Annotated in this window: 21 protein-coding genes; 10 read left to right on the top strand and 11 right to left on the bottom strand. The window is 65.8% G+C overall.

Annotated elements, in window-relative coordinates:
* The first annotated feature begins 139 nt into the window (after positions 1–139).
* Positions 140–946, top strand: coding sequence for a serine hydrolase (locus AADH62_RS02030; RefSeq protein WP_341578072.1), 807 nt, complete (start codon positions 140–142; stop codon positions 944–946).
* A 24-nt stretch (positions 947–970) separates the two neighbouring features.
* Here the strand turns inward: AADH62_RS02030 and AADH62_RS02025 are convergent, their stop codons facing one another.
* The 6 genes from AADH62_RS02025 to AADH62_RS02000 all read right to left on the bottom strand — a co-directional run bounded on the left by AADH62_RS02025 (position 971) and on the right by AADH62_RS02000 (position 7,161).
* Complete coding sequence (locus AADH62_RS02025) at positions 971–1,564, bottom strand: PadR family transcriptional regulator (RefSeq protein ID WP_341578071.1); 594 nt, start codon at positions 1,562–1,564, stop codon at positions 971–973.
* A gap of 135 nt (positions 1,565–1,699) precedes the next feature.
* Complete coding sequence (ligM, locus tag AADH62_RS02020; protein WP_341578070.1) at positions 1,700–3,112, bottom strand: vanillate/3-O-methylgallate O-demethylase; 1,413 nt, start codon at positions 3,110–3,112, stop codon at positions 1,700–1,702.
* A 33-nt stretch (positions 3,113–3,145) separates the two neighbouring features.
* Positions 3,146–4,018, bottom strand: coding sequence for a formyltetrahydrofolate deformylase (purU, locus tag AADH62_RS02015; RefSeq protein WP_341578069.1), 873 nt, complete (start codon positions 4,016–4,018; stop codon positions 3,146–3,148).
* 19 nt (positions 4,019–4,037) lie between these two features.
* Complete coding sequence (locus tag AADH62_RS02010; protein ID WP_341578068.1) at positions 4,038–4,907, bottom strand: methylenetetrahydrofolate reductase; 870 nt, start codon at positions 4,905–4,907, stop codon at positions 4,038–4,040.
* 143 nt (positions 4,908–5,050) lie between these two features.
* The gene (locus AADH62_RS02005; RefSeq protein WP_300590486.1) at positions 5,051–5,560 is read right to left on the bottom strand and encodes a MarR family winged helix-turn-helix transcriptional regulator; all 510 of its coding nucleotides are present in this window, start codon (positions 5,558–5,560) and stop codon (positions 5,051–5,053) included.
* A 104-nt stretch (positions 5,561–5,664) separates the two neighbouring features.
* Positions 5,665–7,161, bottom strand: a complete 1,497-nt coding sequence (locus tag AADH62_RS02000; RefSeq protein ID WP_341578067.1) for an aldehyde dehydrogenase family protein — start codon at positions 7,159–7,161, stop codon at positions 5,665–5,667.
* A 337-nt stretch (positions 7,162–7,498) separates the two neighbouring features.
* Here AADH62_RS02000 and AADH62_RS01995 point away from each other — a divergent pair, with 337 nt between their 5' ends.
* The 9 genes from AADH62_RS01995 to AADH62_RS01955 all read left to right on the top strand — a co-directional run bounded on the left by AADH62_RS01995 (position 7,499) and on the right by AADH62_RS01955 (position 17,377).
* Positions 7,499–8,374: a transketolase gene (locus tag AADH62_RS01995; protein ID WP_341578066.1), complete on the top strand. Its 876-nt coding sequence runs from the start codon at positions 7,499–7,501 to the stop codon at positions 8,372–8,374.
* The gene (locus tag AADH62_RS01990; protein WP_341578065.1) at positions 8,374–9,336 is read left to right on the top strand and encodes a transketolase family protein; all 963 of its coding nucleotides are present in this window, start codon (positions 8,374–8,376) and stop codon (positions 9,334–9,336) included. The genes AADH62_RS01995 and AADH62_RS01990 overlap by 1 nt, the downstream gene beginning before the upstream one ends.
* A gap of 25 nt (positions 9,337–9,361) precedes the next feature.
* Positions 9,362–10,423 carry a zinc-dependent alcohol dehydrogenase gene (locus tag AADH62_RS01985; protein WP_341578064.1) on the top strand — a complete coding sequence of 354 codons (1,062 nt, stop codon included), beginning with the start codon at positions 9,362–9,364 and terminating at the stop codon, positions 10,421–10,423.
* Positions 10,420–11,955 (top strand): sugar ABC transporter ATP-binding protein, encoded by a 1,536-nt coding sequence (locus AADH62_RS01980; RefSeq protein ID WP_341578063.1) that lies wholly within the window; start codon positions 10,420–10,422, stop codon positions 11,953–11,955. The genes AADH62_RS01985 and AADH62_RS01980 overlap by 4 nt, the downstream gene beginning before the upstream one ends.
* Positions 11,952–12,947 carry an ABC transporter permease gene (locus AADH62_RS01975; RefSeq protein WP_341578062.1) on the top strand — a complete coding sequence of 332 codons (996 nt, stop codon included), beginning with the start codon at positions 11,952–11,954 and terminating at the stop codon, positions 12,945–12,947. Before AADH62_RS01980 ends, AADH62_RS01975 begins: the two co-directional genes overlap by 4 nt.
* A 90-nt stretch (positions 12,948–13,037) precedes the next feature.
* On the top strand, positions 13,038–14,021 hold the full coding sequence (locus AADH62_RS01970) for a sugar ABC transporter substrate-binding protein (protein ID WP_341578061.1): 984 nt from the start codon (positions 13,038–13,040) through the stop codon (positions 14,019–14,021).
* A gap of 106 nt (positions 14,022–14,127) precedes the next feature.
* On the top strand, positions 14,128–14,898 hold the full coding sequence (locus AADH62_RS01965) for an SDR family NAD(P)-dependent oxidoreductase (RefSeq protein WP_341578060.1): 771 nt from the start codon (positions 14,128–14,130) through the stop codon (positions 14,896–14,898).
* A 10-nt stretch (positions 14,899–14,908) separates the two neighbouring features.
* Complete coding sequence (locus tag AADH62_RS01960; RefSeq protein ID WP_341578058.1) at positions 14,909–15,835, top strand: sugar phosphate isomerase/epimerase family protein; 927 nt, start codon at positions 14,909–14,911, stop codon at positions 15,833–15,835.
* A 57-nt stretch (positions 15,836–15,892) separates the two neighbouring features.
* On the top strand, positions 15,893–17,377 hold the full coding sequence (locus AADH62_RS01955) for an aldehyde dehydrogenase family protein (RefSeq protein WP_341578056.1): 1,485 nt from the start codon (positions 15,893–15,895) through the stop codon (positions 17,375–17,377).
* A gap of 26 nt (positions 17,378–17,403) precedes the next feature.
* Here the strand turns inward: AADH62_RS01955 and AADH62_RS01950 are convergent, their stop codons facing one another.
* From AADH62_RS01950 to AADH62_RS01930, 5 genes are all read right to left on the bottom strand, one after another.
* Positions 17,404–18,615 carry an MFS transporter gene (locus tag AADH62_RS01950; RefSeq protein ID WP_341578055.1) on the bottom strand — a complete coding sequence of 404 codons (1,212 nt, stop codon included), beginning with the start codon at positions 18,613–18,615 and terminating at the stop codon, positions 17,404–17,406.
* 50 nt (positions 18,616–18,665) lie between these two features.
* Positions 18,666–20,189, bottom strand: a complete 1,524-nt coding sequence (menE, locus tag AADH62_RS01945) for an o-succinylbenzoate--CoA ligase (RefSeq protein ID WP_341578054.1) — start codon at positions 20,187–20,189, stop codon at positions 18,666–18,668.
* 78 nt (positions 20,190–20,267) lie between these two features.
* Positions 20,268–20,720, bottom strand: coding sequence for a MaoC family dehydratase (locus AADH62_RS01940; protein ID WP_341578053.1), 453 nt, complete (start codon positions 20,718–20,720; stop codon positions 20,268–20,270).
* Positions 20,721–20,746: 26 nt separating this feature from the next.
* Entirely contained in the window at positions 20,747–21,643 is an 897-nt protein-coding gene (locus AADH62_RS01935; protein ID WP_341578052.1) for an amidohydrolase family protein, read from the bottom strand.
* The gene (locus tag AADH62_RS01930; RefSeq protein ID WP_341578051.1) at positions 21,640–22,557 is read right to left on the bottom strand and encodes an SDR family NAD(P)-dependent oxidoreductase; all 918 of its coding nucleotides are present in this window, start codon (positions 22,555–22,557) and stop codon (positions 21,640–21,642) included. The genes AADH62_RS01935 and AADH62_RS01930 overlap by 4 nt, the downstream gene beginning before the upstream one ends.
* Between the last annotated feature and the right edge of the window lie 69 nt (positions 22,558–22,626).

The following is a 22,626-nucleotide window of genomic DNA, read 5'->3' as shown; positions in this document are numbered from 1 at the left end:
ATCACCTAGAATCCCCCCACCTGAACACGGGAAGGATCCCTCGGTGGGCACACCACCCAGCACGTCGCGCGCAGGCCACAGCGCCGACTCTCGGCGGACTCGTCATGCGTCTGGGCGCACGCGTTCCTTTGCTGCGACAATGCACGCTCTCGAAGAGCTGGCCAGCACGGGTGGCCGTGTCTCGGTGTGCGTCACTGACCTCGATCGCGGGAAGGACCTCGTGCTGGGAGATGCGTTCGTCACGCTGCCTGTCGCCCAGCTCGGAGTGGTTCCTCTGCTGATCCAGGTGTCTGCAGCCCTGGAGGCTGGCGATCTCGGCGGGGCGGACTCCGTTGCCCGGCCGCCCCTCCCCGACAGCTCGTCGGCTGGACTATGGCGCCACCTCGCTGCCGTCGACCTGAAGCCGGTGGATCTTGCGGTGCTGACGGCGGCGGCAGCCGACCCGTTGGCGACGAACGCACTCATCGATCTCGTCGGGCTCGATCCGGTTCGCGAGCGCATCGAGCAGCTCGGACTCACACGGACCGCGCTGCTCGACCGCGTTCGTGAGGATCGTGGGCCGGATGACGCTCCGCACTTCGCCCTGTCGACGACCCGTGATCTGACGACCATGTTCTCGGCGCTCATGAACGGCAGAGCCGTATCTGCCACGGTCAGTGCGCAGGTGATCGGGTGGCTCGCGCTCAACGCCGATCTCGGACTCGCCGCCGGCGCAACAGGCCTCGACCCGCTCGCTCACGCCGACTCCGATGGGGAGCTGCTTCTGGTGAACAAGACCGGTCGCGACCGCGGTATCCGTGCCGAGGCAGGCGTTCTCGCCGGCCCCCGCGCAGGCGTCGCCTACGCGATGATCGTGCAGTTCACCGAGGACACTCCGCTCGATCGACTGCGGGTTCAGGATGCGTTCCGCGTCTTCGGCGCCGACCTGATGGAGTCCGTGCACTGAGTCTCGCGCCCTGTGCGGCTCAGCTCAGGTGTCGCCGTCGAGCTTGTCGACCAGGTCAAGGCCGCGCTGGGCCCACGCGATCTCGGCCTTTGCGCGTTCGACAAGACCCTCGTAGGCGAAGTGCTTGTAGGCGACGATGCGCTCGTGTTCCTCGGCCGGGGAGGCTTTCAGGCGACGTTCGAGCATGGGGTTCGGAGGATCGATGTGATCGATCTTGCGGAGTTCGCCGTCCCACTGGGCGAGCTCGCCTTCCCACTGTTCGATGTGTCGCCGAAAGAACTCTCTCGCGGCATCCGGTGACGCCGACTCCAAATAGGCGGCGCGCAGGTGGGCGGGGTCGCGTACGCGCTGATACTCGAGGGGGGAGGCCATCCACGCGAGGAACGCCTGGTCGCCGGCATCCGTGACGTGGTACATGCGCCGCGTGCCGCGCTCGCCGCGAGCTTGCTCTTCGGCTTCGATGAGGCCGTCGGCTTCCATCTTGCGGAGCTCTGGATAGATCTGCGAGTCCGGCGCGTGCCAGACGTGACCCACGGACTGCGTGAACTGTTTGGCAAGCTCATATCCCGACAGCGGTCCGACCCGCAGCAGCGCCAACAACGCGTAGCGAAGGCTCATCGCTGTGCTCCTTCCCTGCCGAATCCGCTTCCGTGATGCTACCGATATGCCGCGAGACTGCCCCCGCGCCGCGAGACAGCGTGTTGCGTGTGCTGTCTCGCGGGCAGGATGCAGTCTCGCGGGCTTCTGAGGTGATCAGTCGTTCTTGTAGCCGGTGCGCCAGCCGCCCTGGTAGGTCTGGCGGGCAACAGTCGAGTAGGGGACGGGGCTCACGACGACGCGGACCTCGGTCTGCTCGTGCGGCTCGACCGATGCCTTCTTCGAGCCACCGTTCGGCTCGCCCCAGATGACCTTGAGCTCGGTGCCTTCGGGGACGTCGGGCGAGACGGTGGCCAGCGACAGGCCGCGACGCTCGTTGGACGAGTAGCCCGTGAACATCGAGTAGCCGACGACCGTGCCATCGGCATCCACGACGGCGTCGTAGTTGGCCGAGCCGTAGTTCGCGAGCGGCAGGTCGAAGAACTTGTAGTTCGGGCCGTCGACGTTCAGCAGCGACGTCCACACCTTGCCGAGGTCCTCGGCGTTCCAGGCGAGGGTGACCTTCTTGCGCTGGGCGGCAGGGTCCATCTTCTCGAGTGCGTCACGACCGATGAAGTCGTGGTCGAACTTCACGAACGAGCCGTAGCCGAGCTCCCAGGGCGTGAGGTAGTAGTCCTCGATGTTCTCGGAAACAAACGATCCCGCAAGCGTACCGGTGGCCTCGTACGAGTTCGCCGGCAGCCAGTCGCGGTAGGCCTGCTCCTCGGCACCGGTGTAGATGGCGGGGAGGGGCGAGGGGATCCAGCCCGACTCGAGGGTGTTCGACGGGTAGGCGCGCGAACCGACGGGAAGCAGTCCGAACTCGGCGCCGGCCTCGACGATCAGGTCGCGGATCTTGTGGTGGTCGGCGTAGGGGCCCCAGATCTCGAGACCGGGAGCGCCAGCCATGCCGTGACGGAGAGTGCGGACGTTCATGCCGCCGATCTTCATCTCCGACATATTGAAGAAGCCGAGCTTCTCGAGCGGTCCGCCGTTGAGCTTCTCGATGACGGCCCAGGCGTTCGGGCCCTGGATCTGGAAGCGGTAATACTTGCGCGAGACGGCGTCACCGTAGGGGCGCGAGTTCGAGCGACGGTCGACCTCGACATCGAGGTTCGAGTACCCACCGGTCTCACCATGGAACATGAGCCAGTTCGACGCGGGGGCGCGGCCGACGTAGACGTACTCGTCCTCTGCCTCGCGGAACAGGATGCCGTCACCGATGACGTGCCCCGAAGCTGTCGTCGGCACGTACTGCTTGGCCTTGTTGACGGCGAAGTTGGCAACGGAGTTGACCGCGGTGTCCGAGATCAACTTGATGGCGTCGGACCCCTTGAGGAACACGTTGTCCATGTGGTGGGACTGGTCGTAGAGCACGGCAGTGTCGCGCCACGCCTTCTGCTCCTTGATCCAGTTGGTGAAGTCGGCCGGCACGACGGGGTAGATGTACGAGCCGATCTGGGAGTTGCGCAGCAACTCGACGGGCGAGCCCGCCGCGTCGATGACCTGCTGCAGATTCTGAGGTGCCACGATGAACCTTTCTTTGGGTGGTGATGGTCGGGGTCAGAAGACGACGGTGTGGTTGCCGTGTCGGATGACGCGGTCTTGTGCGTGCCAGAGCACCGCGCGAGAGAGCACCGCGCGTTCGACGTCGGCGCCGCGCCGCTGCAGGTCGGCGGCCGAGTCTGCGTGAGTGACCCGCACGACGTCCTGCTCGATGATGGGGCCCTCGTCGAGGTCCTTCGTCACGTAGTGACTTGTCGCGCCGATGAGCTTCACGCCGCGTTCCTTCGCCTTGCGGTACGGCCCTGCACCGATGAAGGCGGGAAGGAACGAGTGGTGAATGTTGATGACCGGCACGGCGACGTCGTCGATGAAATCCTCGGAGAGAATCTGCATGTACCGCGCGAGGACGACGAAATCGACGTTGCCCGCGAGGAGCTTGACGATCTCGGCCTCGGCCGCCGACTTGTCGGGACCCTGCGAGGGAACGTGAAAGAACGGGATGCCGAAGCTTCGGACGTCCTCGGCCATGTTGGTGTGGTTGGAGATCACCATCGGAATCGACACCGGGAGCTCGCCGCGACGGTGACGCCACAGTAGGTCAAGGAGGCAGTGGTCCGAGGTTGACGCCAGCACTGCCATGCGCTTTGGAACCGACTGGTCAGTGAGGCGCCAGGTCATCCCGTACGGCTCAAGAGTCGTGGCGATGTCGTTCTCGATCTCTTCGAACGCCGCCGTCAGGTTTGGCCGATGGAAGACGACGCGCTGGAAGAACGCGCCGCCTTCGGGGTTATCGGAGTACTGATCGAGACTCACGATGTTCGCCTTGTGGCGCGTGATCAGCCCCGTGACCGCCGCGACCAGGCCGGGCTGATCGGGCCCGTGGACGATGAGGCAGGCATGATCGCGCAGTGCTTCGTTGTGTACCGTCATGGCGTCAAGTCCTTCCGGCTCACTTCGCGATGAAGTCGCGGGCCCACGTCGCCGTGGCCTCGAGGCCGCCGAACGTGTACATGTGGAGCTTCACGGCGCCCACCGACGGGTCGGCGTCGAACAGAGCGGCGAGGTCGGACACGAATTTGTCGGGTCCCGCGGAGCCCATCAGGTTCGTGAGGGAGAACCCGTACTTCTTCACGATCATCGCGTTGGCTCCCACGCCGAAGCGGGATGCGAACGAGATGAGGCGCTTGATGCCGGCGGGGCCGGGCGTGCCGAGGCGGATCTGAGTGTCGATGCCCCGGTCGCGAACACCCTTGATCCACGCCATCACCGGGTCGGTGTCGAAGCTGAACTGGGTCAGGATGACGGCATCCAGCCCGGCATCCTTGAGGGCTGCGGACTTGTCTTCGAGGTGCTGCCAGAGGACGTCGGTCGGAATGTCGGGGTGCCCCTCGGGGTAGCCGGCGATCGACACTTCCTTGACGCCGTACTGCTGCAGGACCCCCGAACGGATCATGGTCAGGGCGTCCGGGTAGGGGCCCTCCGGCGTTGCGGGGTCGCCGCCGACAGCGAACACGTGCTCGGTGGCGCCGATCTCGGCGAGAGCACTGAGGAATTCCTCGAGCTGTGCCTGGGAGGCGATGCGGCGCGCAGAGATGTGGGGGACGGGGACGAACCCGAGCTCGGTGACGGCCTTGGCTGCAGCTACCCGCATCGGAAGGTCTTCGTTGCCGAGGAAGGTCACGTTGACCTTCGTGCCGGCCGGGATGAGCGAGGCGGCCTCGGTGAGACCGACGACGTCCTTCTCTTTGCCGGTGATCTCGAGGGAGTAGCCCTCGACGAGACGTTTGGCCGACTCGGTCGTCGGTGTGGCGTGTGCCATGGCGAGTGGTCCTTTCCGCTGCCAGGAGTGCGTCATTGCAGTATGTGGCGATTTTACCTATGGACATAGGCAATGTCCATAGGGGTGGAAACGAGAAGGGGATACCGACACGTGGTCAGGTATCCCCTTCTCGAAAGGTGTGATCAGCGCGCTTGGTTTGCGGCTGTCTCGTTCTCGAGGATCTGGAGCTCCCGCGCATCGACCAGCATGCGCTGCAGCAACGCGTTGAGGTTCGTGATCTCTTCGTGCGAGAGGTGGGCGAGAACGATGTCCTGGCCCCTCATCGAGATCGGCAGCATATCGTCGTGCATCTGGACGCCCTCGGTCGTCAGATACATCGGCCGTGATCCCCGCGGGCCGTCCAGCAGAACGATCAGACCGCGGCCCACGAGCGTGTTGACGCTTTTGGAGACCACTGCCTTGTTGACTCCGATGAACTCGGAGACCTCTGTCGCAGAGAATCCGGGGTTGAGCGCTAGGACCGAGATCACGCGCCAGTCGTTGGTGCCGAGGCCGAACCGGCGCCTCAGCTCGTTCGATTCGCGCCACACGAGCGCGTTCGACAGCAGCGCCAGCAGGCGCGGCGTGAAGTTATCGGGGTCGACGGTGTTCTGGAGGGGTTCCCACTGGATGCGTGGATCGAGCCGGTCCATGTGGTCCTTCGCGCGTCGGATGATGTTCGGGTTGGAAGTGACGGTAGTAGAAGATCGGGGCCGAGCGAGGAATCTGCTCGGCCCCGATCGAGTGATGGTAGTTCTCAGTGAGCCATCGCCGCGAGGGCTTCGGGGTCGATGGTTGCGATCGAGCGGGTGTCCTGGAAAGCGCGGATGCCTTCGATACCCTGCTCGCGACCGATGCCGGACTGCTTCATGCCGCCGAACGGTGCGCGCAGGTCGAGTCGGGTCGCGCCGTGGTCGTTGACCCAGACGTACCCGCACTCGAGAGCGCCGCCGACGCGCTGCGCAGCATCGGGGCTTCCCGTCCACACCGAACCACACAGGCCCGCCCACGTGTCGTTGGCCAGGCGGATGGCTTCCTCTTCGGTGTCGAAGGGGATGACGGGGATGACGGGGCCGAACTGTTCCATCGTGACCACGCGCAGGCTCGGGTCGGGGTCGACCACAATCGCGGGGCGCATGAAGTTGCCGCCCGCGAGCTCACCGCCGGGGAGTTCGCCGAACTCACGAACATCGGCGCCGGCATCCTTCGCCTCCTGGATGAGCTCTTCGACGAATGCCTTCTGCGCCGAGGAGTGCAGGGGGCCCATCGTGGTTCCCTCGTCCAGGCCGTAGCCGATGACAGCCTTGCTGAGGCGGTCGGACAGACCGTTCACGACCTCGTCGAGGCGTGAGCGGTGCACGTAGACGCGCTTGGCGTTCATGCAGATCTGCCCGGTGGTGTCGTAGATCGCCGCGTACAGGCGGTCCAGGTGGGTGTCGTCGATGATGGCATCCTCGAGGAAGATCGCGGCGTCGTTTCCACCGAGCTCGAGCGTGACGCGGGTGAGGGTCTTGGAGGCCATTTCCATCATCCGCTTGCCGCCGTTAACGGAACCGGTGAAGCACACCTTCGCGATATCGGTGTTCTGGATCAGGCCCGACATGTTCTCGTCCTTGCCGGTGACGATGTTCAGCACCCCGGGCGGGAGCTTTTCGGCGACGCGCTGCACGAGCTTCGCGGTGGCAAGCGGCGCGGTCAGCGGCGGCTTCACAATCGCGGTGTTGCCGGCAAGCAGCGCGTGGGGGAGAGCTGCGCCGAGGATCGCGATCGGCCAGTTGAACGGCACGATGATCGTGGTCACGCCCAGCGGCTGGTATGACACCTTCGTGTCGACCGGGATCGCACCAGGAACCGCGGGCAGCGTGTGGTCGGTGTCGACCTCGTCAGCGAGCATGAGCGCGAGGTTCCAGCGAATCTCGAACACGAGCGCATCAACCCAGGCCTCGAACCGGACCTTGCCGTTCTCCTGCGACAGGATCGCTGCGTCTTCGTCGCGGTCATCCGCGATTCCGGCGATCGCCTCGGCCATCAAGCGTGCGCGCTCTTTCGCGCCCAGGGCCGCCCACGCCGGGAAAGCCTCCTTCGCGGCAGCTACCGCGTCCGCGACATCCTGTTGCGAAGCCGCTGCGGCCTCACCGACAACCGCGCCCGGCTTCCCGGGGTCCGCGATCTTCAGCGTCTCGTCGGTGAACCGCTCGGTTCCCCCGATGAACAGTCCGGTCCGTACACCGGCCTGCGTCAACGTGTCAGACATCCTGCACCTCTCTGTGTGTTGTCTTCCCTGATTCGGATGCCGAAGCACCCGCCCCGCGCCGGGCGGCGCGCGAGTCCATTGTGCAGCGTCACTGGACTCCCCGGGATCCTTTTCTCGGATTGGGGCGACCTCATCGACCGCCCTTCGCCCCTCTGCGAAGGGCTGCATTCGGTGTCAGTGAGCGCTGAATCGAGTTTAGGTGCATTCCTGTTTACTTGTAAATGAGTTTGTGTTAGCGTCACTGCGTCGCCCCGGCTGAGCCGGTGGCAACCCGAACGAGAGTCGATGATGACCCCCGCGGTCCGTCGCTCTCCTGTCATCGATGAGGAGGCATGTGATGGGTCGAACGTCCCCTGTGACGCAGGAGCGTCGGAGCGTCGAGGAGCTCGAAGATCTGGCTTTCGAGCTTCGACAGAAGCTCCTGAACCTGTGCGGTACGTACGAGGGAGCGGTACACATCGGCGGTGATCTCTCGTCCGCTGACATCTTCACCGCGCTGTTCGAGTACGGACTGAATGTCGACCCCACCAACCTCGCCAACCCCACCCGCGACCGGTTCGTGCTCAGCAAGGGGCACGCGGCAGTGGCCATGTACATCGCCATGGCGATCAAGGGGTTCTTCTCATACGACGGCATCGTCGACACCTACGGCCAGCTCGACAGCGCCTACGGCATGCATCCGTGCAAGGTGCAGCTGCCCGGCGTCGAGGCATCCACCGGATCGCTCGGTCATGGACTTCCCCTGGCTGTCGGCATGGCGATGGGCGCGCGCGGACGCGGTGCCACGCATCGGGTCGTGACGCTGATGGGTGACGGCGAGACCGGCGAGGGCTCAGTCTGGGAGGCGGCACTTGTCGCGAGCTCGAACAAGCTCGGCAACCTCGTCGCCGTCATCGACCGCAACCGCCAGCTCATGACGAGCTTCGATGAGGAGCGCGTCACGCTCGAGCCCTACACCGACAAGTGGGCGGCTTTCGGGTGGAACGTGATCCACGTCGATGGACACGACATGGCCGCCCTCGTGGAGGCGATCGACAGCCTCCCTCCCACCGACAGCGACAAGCCGACCGTCATCGTCGCCGAGACCGTCAAGGGCAAGGGCGTCGACTTCATGGAGCACAACCTCGCCTGGCACGCCGGCTCGCTCGGCGCCGCAGACCTCGAGCGCGCACTTGCCGCTCTGGAAGCAACCCGCATGAAGGAGAACGTCTGATGCCTGTCACCTTCACCTTCGGTGAGTTCCTCGGGGCCCGATCCGTCATCGGATCGACCCTTGCCGAGCTCGGAGAGACCCACGAGAACCTGTGGGTCATCACACCCGACATCGGGGCGACGCTCGTCGAGTTCCGCGACAAGTTCCCCGAGCGGTTCCTCGACGTGGGCCTTGCCGAGCAGGCGAGTGTGGGAATCGCCGCGGGCCTTGCCTACGACGGCAACATCCCCGTGGTCTCGGGCATGCTTCCCTTCCTGAGCATGCGCGCGCTCGAGCAGATCCGCACGGACGTGTGCTACCCCAACCTGCCCGTGAAGATCATCGGCACGCACGGGGGCCTCGTCGGAAACGGCGGTTCGACCCATTACGCCGTCGAAGACCTCGCGCTGATGTGCGCCCTCACCAACATGACGGTCACCTCGATCGGTGATCCGCTGATGGTCGGCGAGATCCTTCGCCAGTCGATGTCGATGCAGGGACCTCTCTACATCCGTCTTGCCGTCGGCAAGAAGGACAAGGTGCTCTACGAGCCCGGGCAGCACGACATCCGCATCGGCAAGGGCATCGTTGCGCGCGAAGGTACGGACGTCACGCTGTTCACGCACGGGACGACTGTCGCCCAGGCGCTGGATGCGGCAGACGAGCTCGAGCGTGAGGGCGCCTCGGTGCGCGTGGTCGACATGTTCACGCTCAAGCCGATCGACGCTGACCTGATCGCGCAGTGCGCCGAAGAAACCGGAGGTCGCTTCGTCGTTCTCGAAGACCACCTCGCCTATGGCGGACTCGCCTCGCGCGTCGCTGACGTGGTGGCCGACCGCGGCATCCACTTGACCGCCTTCGAGCGCCTGGGCATTCCGCAGGTTTACGCCGGGTTCGGCGAAGACGAACAGCTGCGCGACAAGCACGGGTATGGGCTCTCGGCTACCGTGTCGGCCCTGCGCCGAGCGCTCGCCGCTCGCTGATCCACCCCGCTCACCGGAGAGACGAATGAAGACCGTAGCTGTCACCCGCATCGGAAGCCTGCGTGACCCCGACGAGAGCGCACGCGGCCGCGTCGAGGTCGTGGACTTCCCCGAGCAGGAACTCGGGCCGGAGGACGTCCGCGTCCGGGTCGCCTACTCGGCGATCTGCGGATCTGACCCCCACCTGGCCGAGGGTTACTTCGGCACCGACGTGCCGATTGGCTTGGGCCACGAACTATCGGGGGTCGTCGAAGCACTCGGCGAGCGCGCGCACCGCAATGGGCTGCAGGTCGGTGACCGCGTCGCGGGCAACTTCCTGCGCTTCTGCGGCACCTGCCGCCCCTGCCAGGAAGGCAAGCAGCAGTTCTGCGAGCACATCCAGGAGTACAACCGCCCGGGGATGGCCGAGACGATCACCTGGCACGAGTCGCAGCTCTACAAGCTGCCTGACTCGGTGTCGCTTCTGAAGGGGTGCCTGCTGGAGCCGACCTCGGTGGCGGTGCGGATCGCCGACAAGACCCGTATTCGCGTCGGAGATCGGGTCGCGATCGTCGGTGGCGGCCCGATCGGGCAGCTCACGTTGCAGGTCATGCGGATGTATGGCGCGACGTCGCTCACGATGATCGAACCGATCGCCGAGCGACGTGAGATGGCCACCCGTCACGGCGCCGAATTCGTCATCGACCCCGTCGCCGAGGACCAGTTCGCGCGGACCGATGAGATCACCGACGGTCGGGGCTACGACGTCGTCATCGACGCCTCCGGCTCGACCCGCGCCGTGAAGGGGATTCTCGACATCGCTGCCAAGGGAGGCACCGTCGTCTACGGCGCGATGTATCCCGCGCAGTTCGAGATGCCGCTCAACCTCTCGGACTACCTGTACCTGAAGGAGCTCACGCTCACTGGCGTGTTCGTCTCGCCCTACGCTTTCCCGAGGGCGCTGCAGATCCTGCCGCATCTGGACGTGGACGAGCTCACCGCGGCGGTCTTCGATCTGGATGACGCGTCCGAGGCTTTCGCGGTCCATGTCAGCGGTGTGCACCCGAAGGTCGTCATCCGCTGCAACCGCTTCGAGGAGTCAGAATGACCCTGTTGGAAGAGCGCCCCGAGGTGCGCCCGGTCGACGTCCCTGCGCTCGCCGCGCACGACATCGACAAGCGCTTTGACGGCGTCCACGCGCTCGAGCGGGCGCAGTTCTCGGTCCTTCCGGGCGAGATTCACGCGCTGCTCGGCGAGAACGGCGCCGGTAAGTCGACGCTCATCAAGATCTTGACCGGCGTGTATGCGCCCGATGGCGGCACGATCTATCGCAACGGCGAGAAGGTCGAGTTCGCCAATGTGCGCGTCGCGAACGCGGCGGGCGTGGTGGCGCTATACCAGGAGCTGTCGATCATCCCGACGATCAGCGTCGCCGAGAACATCCTGCTCGGCGAGCAGACGCCCAGCAGGGGTGGGATCGTGCAGTGGGGTCAGATGCGCAAGCGCGCGAAGGCGCAGCTCGAGAGCATCAACCAGCGCAAGATTCCCCTGAACGCGCTTGCCGGTGACCTCTCGCCGGTGCAACAGACCATGGTGGCGTTCGCCCGCGCTCTGGCAACAGACGCCAAGGTCCTCATTCTTGACGAGCCCACTGCCTCGCTGACTGACACCGAGATCGTGGAGCTGTTCTCGGTGCTGCGCGCGCTGCGGGATCGCGGTGTAGCGATCGTCTACGTGTCGCATCGTCTTGAAGAGGTGTTCCAGTTGTGCGATCGGCTCACGATCATGCGCAACGGCACCCACATCGTCACGAAGGATGTCGCTGACTCCCACATCGATGAGGTCATCTCTCTCATGGTGGGACGCAACGCGAACGAACTCTTCCCCGAGCGGGGGACCGCAACTGACGAGGTAGCCATCGAGGTGCGCCACCTGGACGGGCGCCGGGTGAAGGATGTCTCTTTCGTCGCCCGCAAGGGCGAGGTGCTCGGCATCGGCGGCCTCGCCGGGTCCGGGCGCAGTGAGCTGCTGCGCATCCTCTCGGGTGCCCAGAAGCACGTGGGCGGCGAGATCGTCGTCGGCGACACCGTCCTTCCCTCCTCGCCCGGAGTCGGCAGGGCCCTGGAAGCCGGGATCGCGCTCGTTCCGGAAGAGCGTCGCAGCCAGGGTGTCATTCTGGCCGCCTCGATCCAGGACAACATCGCGGTGGCCAACATTCCGACGATCAGCACTGCCGGCATCGTGTCGGGCGCGAAGATGTCCACGATCACCAAGCGCGGTATCTCGGACCTCAAGATCAAGGCGCGAAGCCCACGCCAGCACGTCGGCGAGCTCTCCGGCGGGAACCAGCAAAAGGTGGTCCTCGCGAAGATGCTCGCCCGAAAGCCCAAGGTTCTGCTCATGGATGAGCCGACCCGAGGCATCGATGTCGGTACCAAGGCGGAGATCTACCGGCTCATCCGGCAGCTCGCTGCCGAGGGTACCGCGATCATCGCCGTCAGCTCGGAGCTTCCCGAGCTGATCGGGATGAGCGACCGGATCATCATCCTCCACGAAGGCGAGATCAGCGGCACGGTCCCCGCTGAGGGAGCCGACGACGAACTCCTCCTCTCTTACTGCTACGGGAAGCCCCAGTCATGACCTCCACCGACAACCAGAAGTCCCCGACGACCACGTCGATCGTGGTCGGTCACGCCAGCAATGCCGGCAGATGGATGCTGCAAGGCGGCACGATCGTCGCCCTCATCGTGCTCGTGCTGTTCTTCTTCCTGATGCGCCCCGACGTGTTCCTCACGTTCGTGAACGTGAAGAACATCCTGTATCAGGTCTCGATCCTCGCGATCATCGCCGGTGCGCAGACCGTTGTCATGGTCGTCGGCGACTTCGACCTGTCGGTCGGAGCTACCTCGGCTCTGGCCGGCGCGACAGCCGGGGCGGCAATGCTCGGCGGTATGCCCGTCCCGGCAGCCATCGCCCTCGCCCTCATCGTGGGTCTGCTGATCGGCCTGCTCAACGGCGTCCTGGTCGCTTACCTGAACCTCTCGGCTTTCATCGCGACGCTTGCCATGATGACCTCGGTCGTCGGTCTCGCGTTCCTGGTGACACAGGGAACAACGCTGTTCAATTTCCCACCGGAGTTCAACGAGCTGGGTCAGGGCAAACTGCTGGAGATCCCGATGCCGGTCTACTTCGCGATCATCATCTCGGTGATCCTGTGGTTCGTCCTGCGCTACACGACTCTTGGTCGTCGGTGGCATGCGATCGGCGGCAGCGTTGAGGTGTCGCGCCTCTCGGGTGTCAACGTGCGACGCGCGCGTCTACTCGCCTTCACCATCGCAGGATTCGTGTCGGCCATCGGCGGCATCCTGCTCGCCGCCCGCCTCGGCAGCGCGAGCGCGGTTCAGGGCGAGGACAACATGATGTTCTCGGTCGCTGCGGTGTTCCTCGGCATGACCATCGTTCGCTCGGGCGCCGCGAACCTCGTCGGCACGATGGTCGGCGTCGCGATCATCGGCGTCATGAGCAACGGCCTGAACATCCTCGGCGTCAACGCGTACGTGCAGCAGGTCGTCACCGGCATCATCATCATCGCCGCCGTGACGCTCTCGTCCCTCAAACATCGGGAGCGGTGACCCCACCGATCCCATGACTCCGAGTCCCGACTCGGATCCCCATCCCCGGGGAAGCACACAGAGAAAACGCAATACACAAAGGAGTAGATAGTGCGTACTTCAATCAAGGCCTTCGCGGCCGCGACCGCGGTCGCTGCCCTCGCCCTTGCTGGCTGCTCATCAGGCGGCGGCGACAACGGCGGAGGCGACACCGAACCCACGAAGGTTGTGGCGTTCACCTCCGGCAACCAGACCCCGATCGGCGCGTGGTGGGTTAAGGACGTCGAGGCCAAGGCGGCCGAGTACGGCTGGGACCTCACCATGATCCAGGGTGACTTCGACTTCCAGAAGATGAACCCCGCCGTCGAGAGCGCCATCGGACAGGGAGCCGATGTCGTGTTCGACGGTTTCACCGACATCGCGTCCATCGCCTCGATCTCGACGGCAGCCAAGGACGCGGGGATCCCGATGTTCGCTGTGGACTCCGGGACCGAGCCGAACGACGCTTTCGCGCTGAACATCACGACCGATCAGCAGGGCATCGTGGACCAGACCATGGGTGCGACCTCTGACGCGATCGGTGGCCTTGAGGGCAAGACGATCATGGTGATCGGGCACGACCCTCACGCTGGCATCCGAATGCGTTCCCAGCTCGCAGCCGAGGCTGTCGAAGCTGCAGGGGCGACCCTCGCCGGCGGCGAGATCCAGCAGGTCGTCTCACCGGCTACCGGACGGACCGGGGCCCTTGCTCTGGTCGCCGACTACCTTGCAGCCAACCCCAACGGACTGGATGCCGTCTGGGTCGGTTGGGACGACGCGGCACTCGGCGCCGTGCAGGCGGTCAGCGAGGCTGGCGCATCGGCTGTCGTCACCGGCTGTGACGCCACGAGTGAGGCGCTCGCCGCGATCGAGGCAGGCACGATGCTCGCAACGGTCGAGCAGCCCTGGCCGCTGGTGAACGCGTCGGTGGTCGACGCCATCACCGCGTACCTGGAGAGCGGCACGATGCCGAGCTCCAACTTCGACGCGGTCGCCACGACGCTCGTCACGAAGGCCAACGCCGCCGAGATCACGCCGTCCGACAAGCTCGGCTGATCCACTGAAACCCCGGTGGGGGCGGGAACGCTGCGGCCCCGCCCCCACCGGCACCAGATCCTCACGTGCGGCTGCGCCGCACACCACGACACAGAAAGACATCACCATGCGTTTGGCAGGCAAGGTCGCCCTCATCACCGGTGGCGCCAGCGGAATCGGGCTGGCAACGGTCAAGAAGTTCATCGCCGAGGGCGCCAAAGTCGCCGTCGCCGACATCGATGCGACCCGCGCGCAGGAAGCGGTCGACACGCTCCCGGAGGGCTCGGCAGTCGCGGTGGGAGTCAACGTCTCCGTCTTCGAGGAGGTCGAGGCCGCCGTGCAGAGCACGGTCGATGCCTTCGGCAAGCTCGATGTCATCTTCAACAACGCCGGTATCGCCGGCGGCAAGCCCCTCCTCGACCACGATCCCGCGGTGGATTACCACCCGATGATCCGCGTCGACCAGGACGGCGTCTACTACGGCATCCTTGCGGCCGGCCGTCAGTTCAAGAAGCAGGGCACCGGCGGGGTCATCATCTCCACCTCCTCTATCTACGGCGAGCAGGCCGCCGAACTCGCGTTCAGCTACAGCGCCGCGAAGGCTGCCGTGATCTCGTTCACCCGCTCTGCCGCATACGAGCTCGCCGAGTACGGCGTGCGCGCTGTCGCGATCACACCGGGGCGCGTGGGTACGCCGATCATCAACCAGTTCTCCGACGAGCTGAAGTCGCTCTTTGCTTCCGAGCAGCTGCGCAACAAGATGACCGAGCCGGAGGAAATCGCGAACGTCGTCGCGTTCCTCGCCTCCGACGAAGCCAATGTCATCAACGGCACTGTCGTGCATGTCGACGACGGCTACTCGGCGTTCAAGCAGCGGTTCGACCTGCCGACCTTCTAGAGCGATGGTCATGAATCTCGACATCGCCTGCCACATCAATGTGCTGGTCGACGGGCCCGATTCACCGCTTACCCCCCAGGCCCTGGTGCGGGTAGCCGAAGCCGGATACCGCCGGATCGTGCTGGCGCCATTCGACCCGGCGGCAACCGATCTCGCATCGCTCCGTCGCCTTTTCGATGACGCGGGGCTGACGCCGATCCCGATCGCAGGGCAAATGCCCGGGGCCGACGTGTCCTCGGCGGATGCCGACGAACGTCGGGCGGGTGAGGCGGCGCTGTACGCGATGGTGGATGCGACCGCGGCGCTCGGGGGCGATCAGCTCAATGGTGTTCCCTACGGCGTTTTCGGGCATCCGATGGCGCCCATCGATGCGGCGGCACGCGAACGCTCCGCGACATCGGTGGGGAAGGTGGCTGACTACGCCCACGAGCACGGCATCACGATGACGTTCGAAGTGGTCAACCGCTATGAGACGGCGATGGTGAACACCGCGGCGCAGGCGATGGAGTACGCGGAGCTCAGCGGCTCCGAGCACCTCCGGATCCACCTCGATTCTTTTCATATGGCAGTCGAAGAGGCCGACGCCGCCCAGGCGATCCGCACGGCGATGCCGCGGCTCGCGTACCTCGAACTCGGACAATCAGGCCGGGGGTTGCTCTCCACCGGCGCAGTCGACATCCCCCGGCTCGTCCAAGGCGCGCTTGATGACGGGTACGAGGGGCGGTGGGGGGTCGAGGCGTTCTCGCGCTCGATCCTGCCCGAGTTCGTCGCCGACATGCTGGCAATCTGGCGAGAGCCCTATGCAGAGGGTGTCGCGCTGGCCGAAGATGCCATGCGAGTCATTCGTACGGGCTGGGCGGCGAGCAGCGTCGGCCGCCGGGCTCAGCGGTTGGCTCGAGGGGCGAGCGACACCGGCAGTATCATCCGACCGGCCTGATCCGCCGAACACACCGGATCGGAACGGTCACGGCGTCAACGGAATCAAGGAGGAACCATGACGATCGCGCAAGACACCGACGTTCTCATCGACCCAGCGGTGTTCGCGGGGAAGATCTACATCGACGGCGAATGGGTAGCGGGCGAAGGCGGACAGATTGATTCCGTCGCCCCTGCAACGGGGGAGGTGCTCGCCGCTGTCGGCATGGCTGGCCCCGGCGATGTCGCCCGTGCTGCCGAGTCGGCAGCTGCAGCGCAGAAGGAGTGGGCGGCGATGCCGCACCCGGCGCGCGCTGCAGTGCTGCGCAAGGCGGGGATGCTCTGGGAACAGTACGCCGATGAGATCGGCGGCTGGAACGTCCGTGAGGTCGGAGCCATCCCGCCGCTTGCGGGCTTTGCGCTTCACGTCACCGCTGCCGAATGCTACGAAGCCTCGGCGCTGCCCTCGGCCCCCAAGGGTGCGGTCCTCTCGTCTGAGGAGCCACGCCTCTCGATGACCGAACAGGTGCCGGTCGGCGTCGTGGGTGTGATCTCACCATTCAATGTTCCGCTGATCCTCGGCATCCGTGCGGTGGCTCCCGCGCTGGCGCTCGGCAACGCCGTGCTGCTCAAGCCGGACCCGCGCACCGTCATCACCGGTGGAGTCTCGTTCGTGCGGGTCTTCGAGGAGGCTGGGCTCCCGAAGGGGCTGCTGCAGCTGGTTCCGGGCGGCGCGGATGTCGGCCAGGCGATGATCGAAGACCCCCGTGTCCGCGTGATCGCGTTCACCGGCTCCACCCGTGCCGGCCGCATCGTTGGTGAGCAGGCGGGTCGCAACCTCAAGCGTGCCCACCTCGAGCTCGGCGGGAACTCGGCGTTCATCATCCGGCATGACGCCGACATCGACCAGGCAGTCAACCTCGCTACGTGGGGATCGTTCCTGCATCAGGGGCAGATCTGTATGACCGTCGGCAGGCACATCGTGCACGAGAGTGTCTTCGAGGAGTATGTCGAGAAGCTCGCTGCGAAGGCTGAGTCGATGCACGTCGGCGATCCCGCTGCCGGGCCTGTGCACCTGGGTCCCCTGATCGATGAGGTACAGCGCGATCGGGTACACGCCCTGGTGATGGATGCCGTCGCAAGCGGCGCCGAGCTGCGCGCGGGCGGCACCTACGAGGACCTGTTCTACCGACCGACAGTGCTCGCGAACACGCCCGCAGAAGCGCCCGCCTACTGCGAAGAAGTCTTCGGACCCGTCGCGTCGGTGGTGAAGTTCTCGACCGACGAGGAGGCCGTGGCGCTCGCGTCGGCGACCGACTACGGCCTGTCCCTCGGCATCGTCACCAAGGACGCGCTCGCGGGGTGGGACCTCGCACAGCAGATCCCGACCGGGATCGTGCATATCAACGATCAGACCGTGAACGACGAGGCCAACACGCCCTTCGGCGGAACCGGAGCATCCGGCACGGGCTCACGCCACGGAGGTGCCCAGGCGAACATCGATGCCTTCACCGAGACTCGGTGGATCACGATGCGCCGAGAGCCGGGTCAGTACCCGCTCTGACCCGTTCAGCTACGTCCTCGAGCCGCTCAGTGCGGCTCGAGGACGTAGCGCTCTCGGCCGGCGGCCAGGCCCGACAGGCTCTGCCCGATCAGGATCGCCACAACGAGCAAGAGCGGCAGCAGCCATGCGTCAGTCGCACTGTGGAGCGAACCGAACAGGACCGGACCTGCCGCGGCCATGAGGTAACCGACCGACTGGGCCATGCCCGACAGGGCGGTCGCGCCATGGTGGTCTCGAGCGCGCTGGGCCATGAGCGTCAGGGAGACGCCGAGCGAGGCGCCGGATGCCGGTCCCAGCACGATCACCCACGCGAGGATGGCCTCGGGCGCCGCGATGAGCCCTGTCAATCCCACCAGCGCGATCACCGGCAGGATGGCGGGCACCCAGCGCGCAGCGCCGCCCCGCAGCACTACCGGCACCGCAATGGCGCCCACCAACGCGCCGACCTGGTAAATCATGACGTCGATGCCTGCAGTTACCGCACTGCGGCCGGTCGAGACAGCGATCGTCGCCAACCATGTCACCAGGATGTAGAACGTGGCCGACTGGAAGCCCATGTACGCGGCCACGACCCAGGCGGTGCGGTCCTTCCAGATACCCCGTGACTGTCCGGCAGTGCCGGCTGGCGCGGCCTGCTCTCGGCGGCCACGCATCGCCACGAGCCACGCGACGATCGCCACCGGTAGCAGGATGGCGCCGGTGGTGACCAACGAAAGGCGCCACCCTTCCGCACCGGTAACTCCCGCACCCCACTGCGCCACGGGCACCGCCACGCCGGATGCGACAGCACCGGCGCCGCCGAGTAGCGCCGTATAGACGGCCATCATCATGGGGACCCGTGAGGGGAACTCCCGCTTGATGACGGCGGGCATGAGCACATTCGCGATAGCGAGCGCGACGCCGATCACGGCGGTGCCGATCCAGAGGCTCACTGTCGGGCCTGGTACCGATCGCACCACGGTGCCCACTGTCAGTAGCGCCAGTGACCACAACACGACCCGGCTCATCCCGAATCGCTGGCTCATTCCGGAGGCGAACGGGGAGACCAGCGCCCACGTGGCCAGCGGAATGGACGCGAGCAGGCCGAGGGCACTCGGCCCGAGCCCGGTGTCGGCACCGATCTGTTCGAGCAGCGGCCCCACCGATGTGATGGTGGGCCGCATGTTGATGGCGACCAGACACACCGCGACGACGAGGGCGACGCGGGCGTGTGGCATCGTTGCGCGCTCATCGCCCATAGAGTTCGGACTATACCTCAGGGCATAGGTATTCGTCGTGCGGTGCGCGCTCAGCCGTTCCCGAAGCGGGCACGCAGATCAGCTTTGCGAACCTTCCCAGACGCCGTACGCGGCAGCTCATCGACGATGACGACGTTCTTGGGCAACTTGTAGCGCGCGAGCTTGCCGTCAAGGTGAGCGCGCACGGTCTCGGTATCGAGGTCGATCCCGTCCTTCACGGTGATGACAGCCCAGGGAACTTCGCCCCACTGCTCGTCAGGGATGCCGATCACACCGACGCCGGTCACGCCCTCGATGCTGGAAATGTGGTTCTCGATCTCGGCCGGGTAGATGTTCTCACCGCCCGAGATGATCATGTCCTTCAGTCGATCGGAGATGTAAAGGTAGCCGTCGCGGTCGAGATAGCCGAGGTCGCCCGACCGAAACCACCCGTCTGACGTGAATGCCTTCGCGGTGGCCTCGGGCAGGTTGAGATAGCCGGCGAAGACGTTGGGGCCCGACACCTCGATCTCGCCGACAGTTCCGCGGGGAACCATCGCACCGTTTTCGTCGGCGATACGGATCTCGGTGAAGAAGTGGGGGAGCCCGACGCTACCCTGCTTCGCACGGGTCATCGTCGGCGAGAGTGAAGTGGCCCCCGGCGAGGTCTCGGTCATGCCGTAGCCCTGCGAGAACGACAATCCTCGATCCTCATAGGCATCGAGGATCCGGGTGGGCACCGCGGAGCCACCGCACGTGAGCTTGGCCAGCGACGACAGGTCTGTCGTGCCCCAGTCCTGATGGTCAGCCATCATCTGGTAGGTGGTCGGAACACCGCTGAGCATCGTGACGCGGTACTCCTGGATCAGAGCGAGGGCCCGGCCCGGCTCAAAGCCCTTCTCGAGGACCATCGTGCCGCCCTTGAGCAGGATTGGCAGGGCTCCCATTCCGAGGGCTGCGACGTGGAACAACGGTGAGATCATCAGCGCGACATCCGTGGACACGACGTCGTAGTCCACCACGCAGTTGATCGCCGTCCAGATGAGATTGCCGTGCGTGAGGACCGCGCCCTTGGGTTTTCCGGTCGTGCCCGAGGTGTAGATGATGGCTGCGGGGTCATTGTGGCCGACCGCGGCATCCGTGTGGCCGAACGGAGTGCCGCGGAGCAGCGGGGACAGCCCCGGGCGATCAGCCGTGCCCTCACCGGTGGGGATCACGTGGCTGATGTGCGCGGCGGCGATGCCCTCGAGCGCCTTCTCGTGCAGCGCCGCGTCGACGATGAGGGCCCGCGCCCGGGAGTCGGTGAGAACGTGGGTGACCTCGGGCGGCGCCAGTCTTGTATTGACCGGCACGAAGATCGCCCCCAGCTGGGCGCAGGCGAACATGACCGAGAGGAACTCAGGACTGTTCTCGCCGAGAAAGGCCACAGCGTCACCGATGCCGATACCGCGGCGCCCGAGCACAGCGGAAATTCGGTCGGTGTCGTCAGCCAACGCACGGTATGTGGTGCTCTGGCCGTCGAAGACCAGGGCGGTCTTATCGGGGGTTTTCTGGCGCCGGGTGGTCATCCATGCGCCCAGTCCGTGATTGTGCATCGGAGTTCTCTTCTTCGAGGAGCGGATTCGTCGGTGAATCAGTCGATGCGGATGCGGGGCACTCGACCCCGCATCCGGTCAGGCGTAGAGGCGCTGCAGGCTCCGCAGCACGACGGCAGGCTTGGTGCCGCCCTCGATCTCGATCGTCCCATCGACGACGAGCTGGATGCCGCCGCCGACCTCGACCACTTCGGCGATCGTGGCAGTCAGGCGGACGCGCGAGCCGGCGGCAACGGGCGAGACGAAGCGCACCTTGTCGAGGCCGTAGTTGACCTTCGTTCCTGCGCCCTGCACGTCCAGGAGATCCACCCACATCGGGATGAACAGCGACAGCGTGAGGAAGCCGTGCGCAATCGGCGCGCCGAAGGGCCCCTCCTTCGCCCGCTCCGGATCGACGTGGATCCACTGGTGGTCGTCAGTGGCATCAGCGAACGTGTTGATGCGGTCCTGGGTGACCTCGAACCAGTCCGAGTAGCCCAGGTCGGTGCCGACCAGGGTGTTCAGATCGGCAAAGGCAACGGTGGTCGTCATGGTGTCTCCTTGGATGATGCGGTGGGTCAGGTCGAGGGTGTCAGACCCAGCAGTCGTGCGGCGTTGTTCTTCAGGATGCCGGGCATGACCTCGGGCTTCAGGGCGGTCTTCTCGGCATCCGTGAACCAGCGCTCGGGGGTCAGCAGGGGGAAATCGGTGCCGAAGAGGACCCGATCTTTCAGGTACGAGTTGGCGGCGCGCACGAGGCTCTCGGGGAAGTACTTCGGGCTCCAGCCCGACAGGTCGATCCACGTGTTGTGCTTGTGGGTAGCGACCGAGAGTGCTTCGTCCTGCCAGGGCACGGAGGGGTGGGCCATGATGATCTGCAGCCGCGGGAAGTCGGCGGCTACGCCGTCGAGCAGCATGGGGTTGGACAGGCCGAGGCGGAAGCCGCGGCCGCCGGGCATCCCCGCGCCGATGCCGGTCTGGCCCGTGTGAAAGAGGGCGACGACGCCGGCATCCTCGAGTGCGGCATAGAGGGGTGCGTACGCGGGGTTGCTCGGGTCGAAGCCCTGCACGGTGGGGTGGAACTTGAATCCACGCACGCCGTGATCTTCGATGAGGCGCCGCGCTGTCTCGACGGCGGCGGGCCCCTTGCGAGGGTCGACCGAACCGAAGGGGATCAGGACGTCATTGTTGCGCGCAGCGCCCTCGGCGATCTCGACGCTGGAGATGGGCGGATGCCCGAGCGCAGACTCCGAGTCCACGGTGAACACGACAGCTGCCATCGAGCGCTCGCGGTAGTACTGCGCGATCGAGTCGAGATCGGGCCGCGGCCCGTCGGTGCGGAAGTACTTCGAAGCCGCCTCGGCCAAGTCATCAGGGAGGGATGAGTGTCCGTGCTCGTCGATCTCGATGTGCACGTGCACGTCGATGGCCCTCAAGGCCTCGACGTCGATCGCCGGCTCGTAGCGGGTTGTCACCGCTGCAGCTCCTCCGGAAGCGGCGGGAAGGTCTCGCCCACGGACTGCAACTGCCCGTCGAACAGCTCGTGCGCTTCGGTCCGCAGGACCTCGGTGCTCCAGCCGCCCTCGTGGTAGGCCGTGACGACGGGCTCGGGGTGCGACCACAGCTGGATGCGGTCCCCGCCGACGCCGATCGCCTGACCGGTGATGTGGGCGGCGTCGTCGGATGCGAGGTAAGCGATGACTCCTGCGACATCCTCGGAGGTGCCGAACCCGAGGTCGTGGCGGAAGAACGCTGGCATGACCTCGCCGCGCTCGGATGCCTCGACGGCGGCAGCGAAGTAGGGGACCGTGGCCGTCATGGCCGTGGCTGCGACGGGGATGACGGCGTTGGCGGTGATCCCTGCCTTCTTGAGCTCGAGCGCCCAGGTGCGCACCATGCCGACGATGCCGGCCTTGGCAGCGGCGTAGTTGGTCTGCCCGAAGTTTCCGCGCTGGCCTGTCGGTGAGCCGATGCAGATGATCCGGCCGGGCTTGCCGGCCTCACGCAGGTGCGTTGCGACCTCGCGGACACACGTGAAGGTGCCGCGCAGGTGGACGCCGATGACGGTGTCGAAGTCGTCGTCGGTCATCTTCCACAGCGTCTTGTCGCGTAGCACGCCGGCGTTCGTGACGAGGATGTCGACACCGCCGAAGGTGTCGAGCGCGGCGGCGAGCAGCTTCTGTGCGGTCTCGGTCGGCCCGACCGGTGCGACTACCGCGGTGGCCCGGCCGCCCTCGGCTTCGATCGTGGCTACGGCGTCGGCGGCAGTCTGGTCGTCGACGTCATTGATGACCACTGCCGCACCCTGTCGAGCGAGTTCCTGAGCGTAGGCGAGGCCCAGACCTCGACCCGATCCGGTGACGATGGCGACTTTGCCCTGCAGCGACATGGCGCTCCCTTGCTTCTCGAGGCACTCTCGGCCCTGGCCGACAGCGCCTAGTCAATCCGATTTCATTGC

The organism is Microbacterium schleiferi (assembly GCF_038150145.1).
Classification (GTDB): domain Bacteria; phylum Actinomycetota; class Actinomycetes; order Actinomycetales; family Microbacteriaceae; genus Microbacterium; species Microbacterium schleiferi_B.
The sequence above is the reverse complement of the archived record's forward strand: the minus strand, read 5'-3'. Positions and strand labels throughout refer to the sequence as shown.

Bases quoted from the DNA above. Each gene is read 5' to 3' on its own strand.
- AADH62_RS02030 (WP_341578072.1), top strand. From the start codon at position 140: ATGCACGCTCTCGAAGAGCTGGCCAGCACGGGTGGCCGTGTCTCGGTG.
- AADH62_RS02025 (WP_341578071.1), bottom strand. From the start codon at position 1,564: ATGAGCCTTCGCTACGCGTTGTTGGCGCTGCTGCGGGTCGGACCGCTG.
- purU (WP_341578069.1), bottom strand. From the start codon at position 4,018: ATGACGGTACACAACGAAGCACTGCGCGATCATGCCTGCCTCATCGTC.
- AADH62_RS02010 (WP_341578068.1), bottom strand. From the start codon at position 4,907: ATGGCACACGCCACACCGACGACCGAGTCGGCCAAACGTCTCGTCGAG.
- AADH62_RS02005 (WP_300590486.1), bottom strand. From the start codon at position 5,560: ATGGACCGGCTCGATCCACGCATCCAGTGGGAACCCCTCCAGAACACC.
- AADH62_RS02000 (WP_341578067.1), bottom strand. From the start codon at position 7,161: ATGTCTGACACGTTGACGCAGGCCGGTGTACGGACCGGACTGTTCATC.
- AADH62_RS01995 (WP_341578066.1), top strand. From the start codon at position 7,499: ATGGGTCGAACGTCCCCTGTGACGCAGGAGCGTCGGAGCGTCGAGGAG.
- AADH62_RS01990 (WP_341578065.1), top strand. From the start codon at position 8,374: ATGCCTGTCACCTTCACCTTCGGTGAGTTCCTCGGGGCCCGATCCGTC.
- AADH62_RS01985 (WP_341578064.1), top strand. From the start codon at position 9,362: ATGAAGACCGTAGCTGTCACCCGCATCGGAAGCCTGCGTGACCCCGAC.
- AADH62_RS01980 (WP_341578063.1), top strand. From the start codon at position 10,420: ATGACCCTGTTGGAAGAGCGCCCCGAGGTGCGCCCGGTCGACGTCCCT.
- AADH62_RS01975 (WP_341578062.1), top strand. From the start codon at position 11,952: ATGACCTCCACCGACAACCAGAAGTCCCCGACGACCACGTCGATCGTG.
- AADH62_RS01965 (WP_341578060.1), top strand. From the start codon at position 14,128: ATGCGTTTGGCAGGCAAGGTCGCCCTCATCACCGGTGGCGCCAGCGGA.
- AADH62_RS01960 (WP_341578058.1), top strand. From the start codon at position 14,909: ATGAATCTCGACATCGCCTGCCACATCAATGTGCTGGTCGACGGGCCC.
- AADH62_RS01955 (WP_341578056.1), top strand. From the start codon at position 15,893: ATGACGATCGCGCAAGACACCGACGTTCTCATCGACCCAGCGGTGTTC.
- AADH62_RS01950 (WP_341578055.1), bottom strand. From the start codon at position 18,615: ATGGGCGATGAGCGCGCAACGATGCCACACGCCCGCGTCGCCCTCGTC.
- menE (WP_341578054.1), bottom strand. From the start codon at position 20,189: ATGCACAATCACGGACTGGGCGCATGGATGACCACCCGGCGCCAGAAA.
- AADH62_RS01940 (WP_341578053.1), bottom strand. From the start codon at position 20,720: ATGACGACCACCGTTGCCTTTGCCGATCTGAACACCCTGGTCGGCACC.
- AADH62_RS01930 (WP_341578051.1), bottom strand. From the start codon at position 22,557: ATGTCGCTGCAGGGCAAAGTCGCCATCGTCACCGGATCGGGTCGAGGT.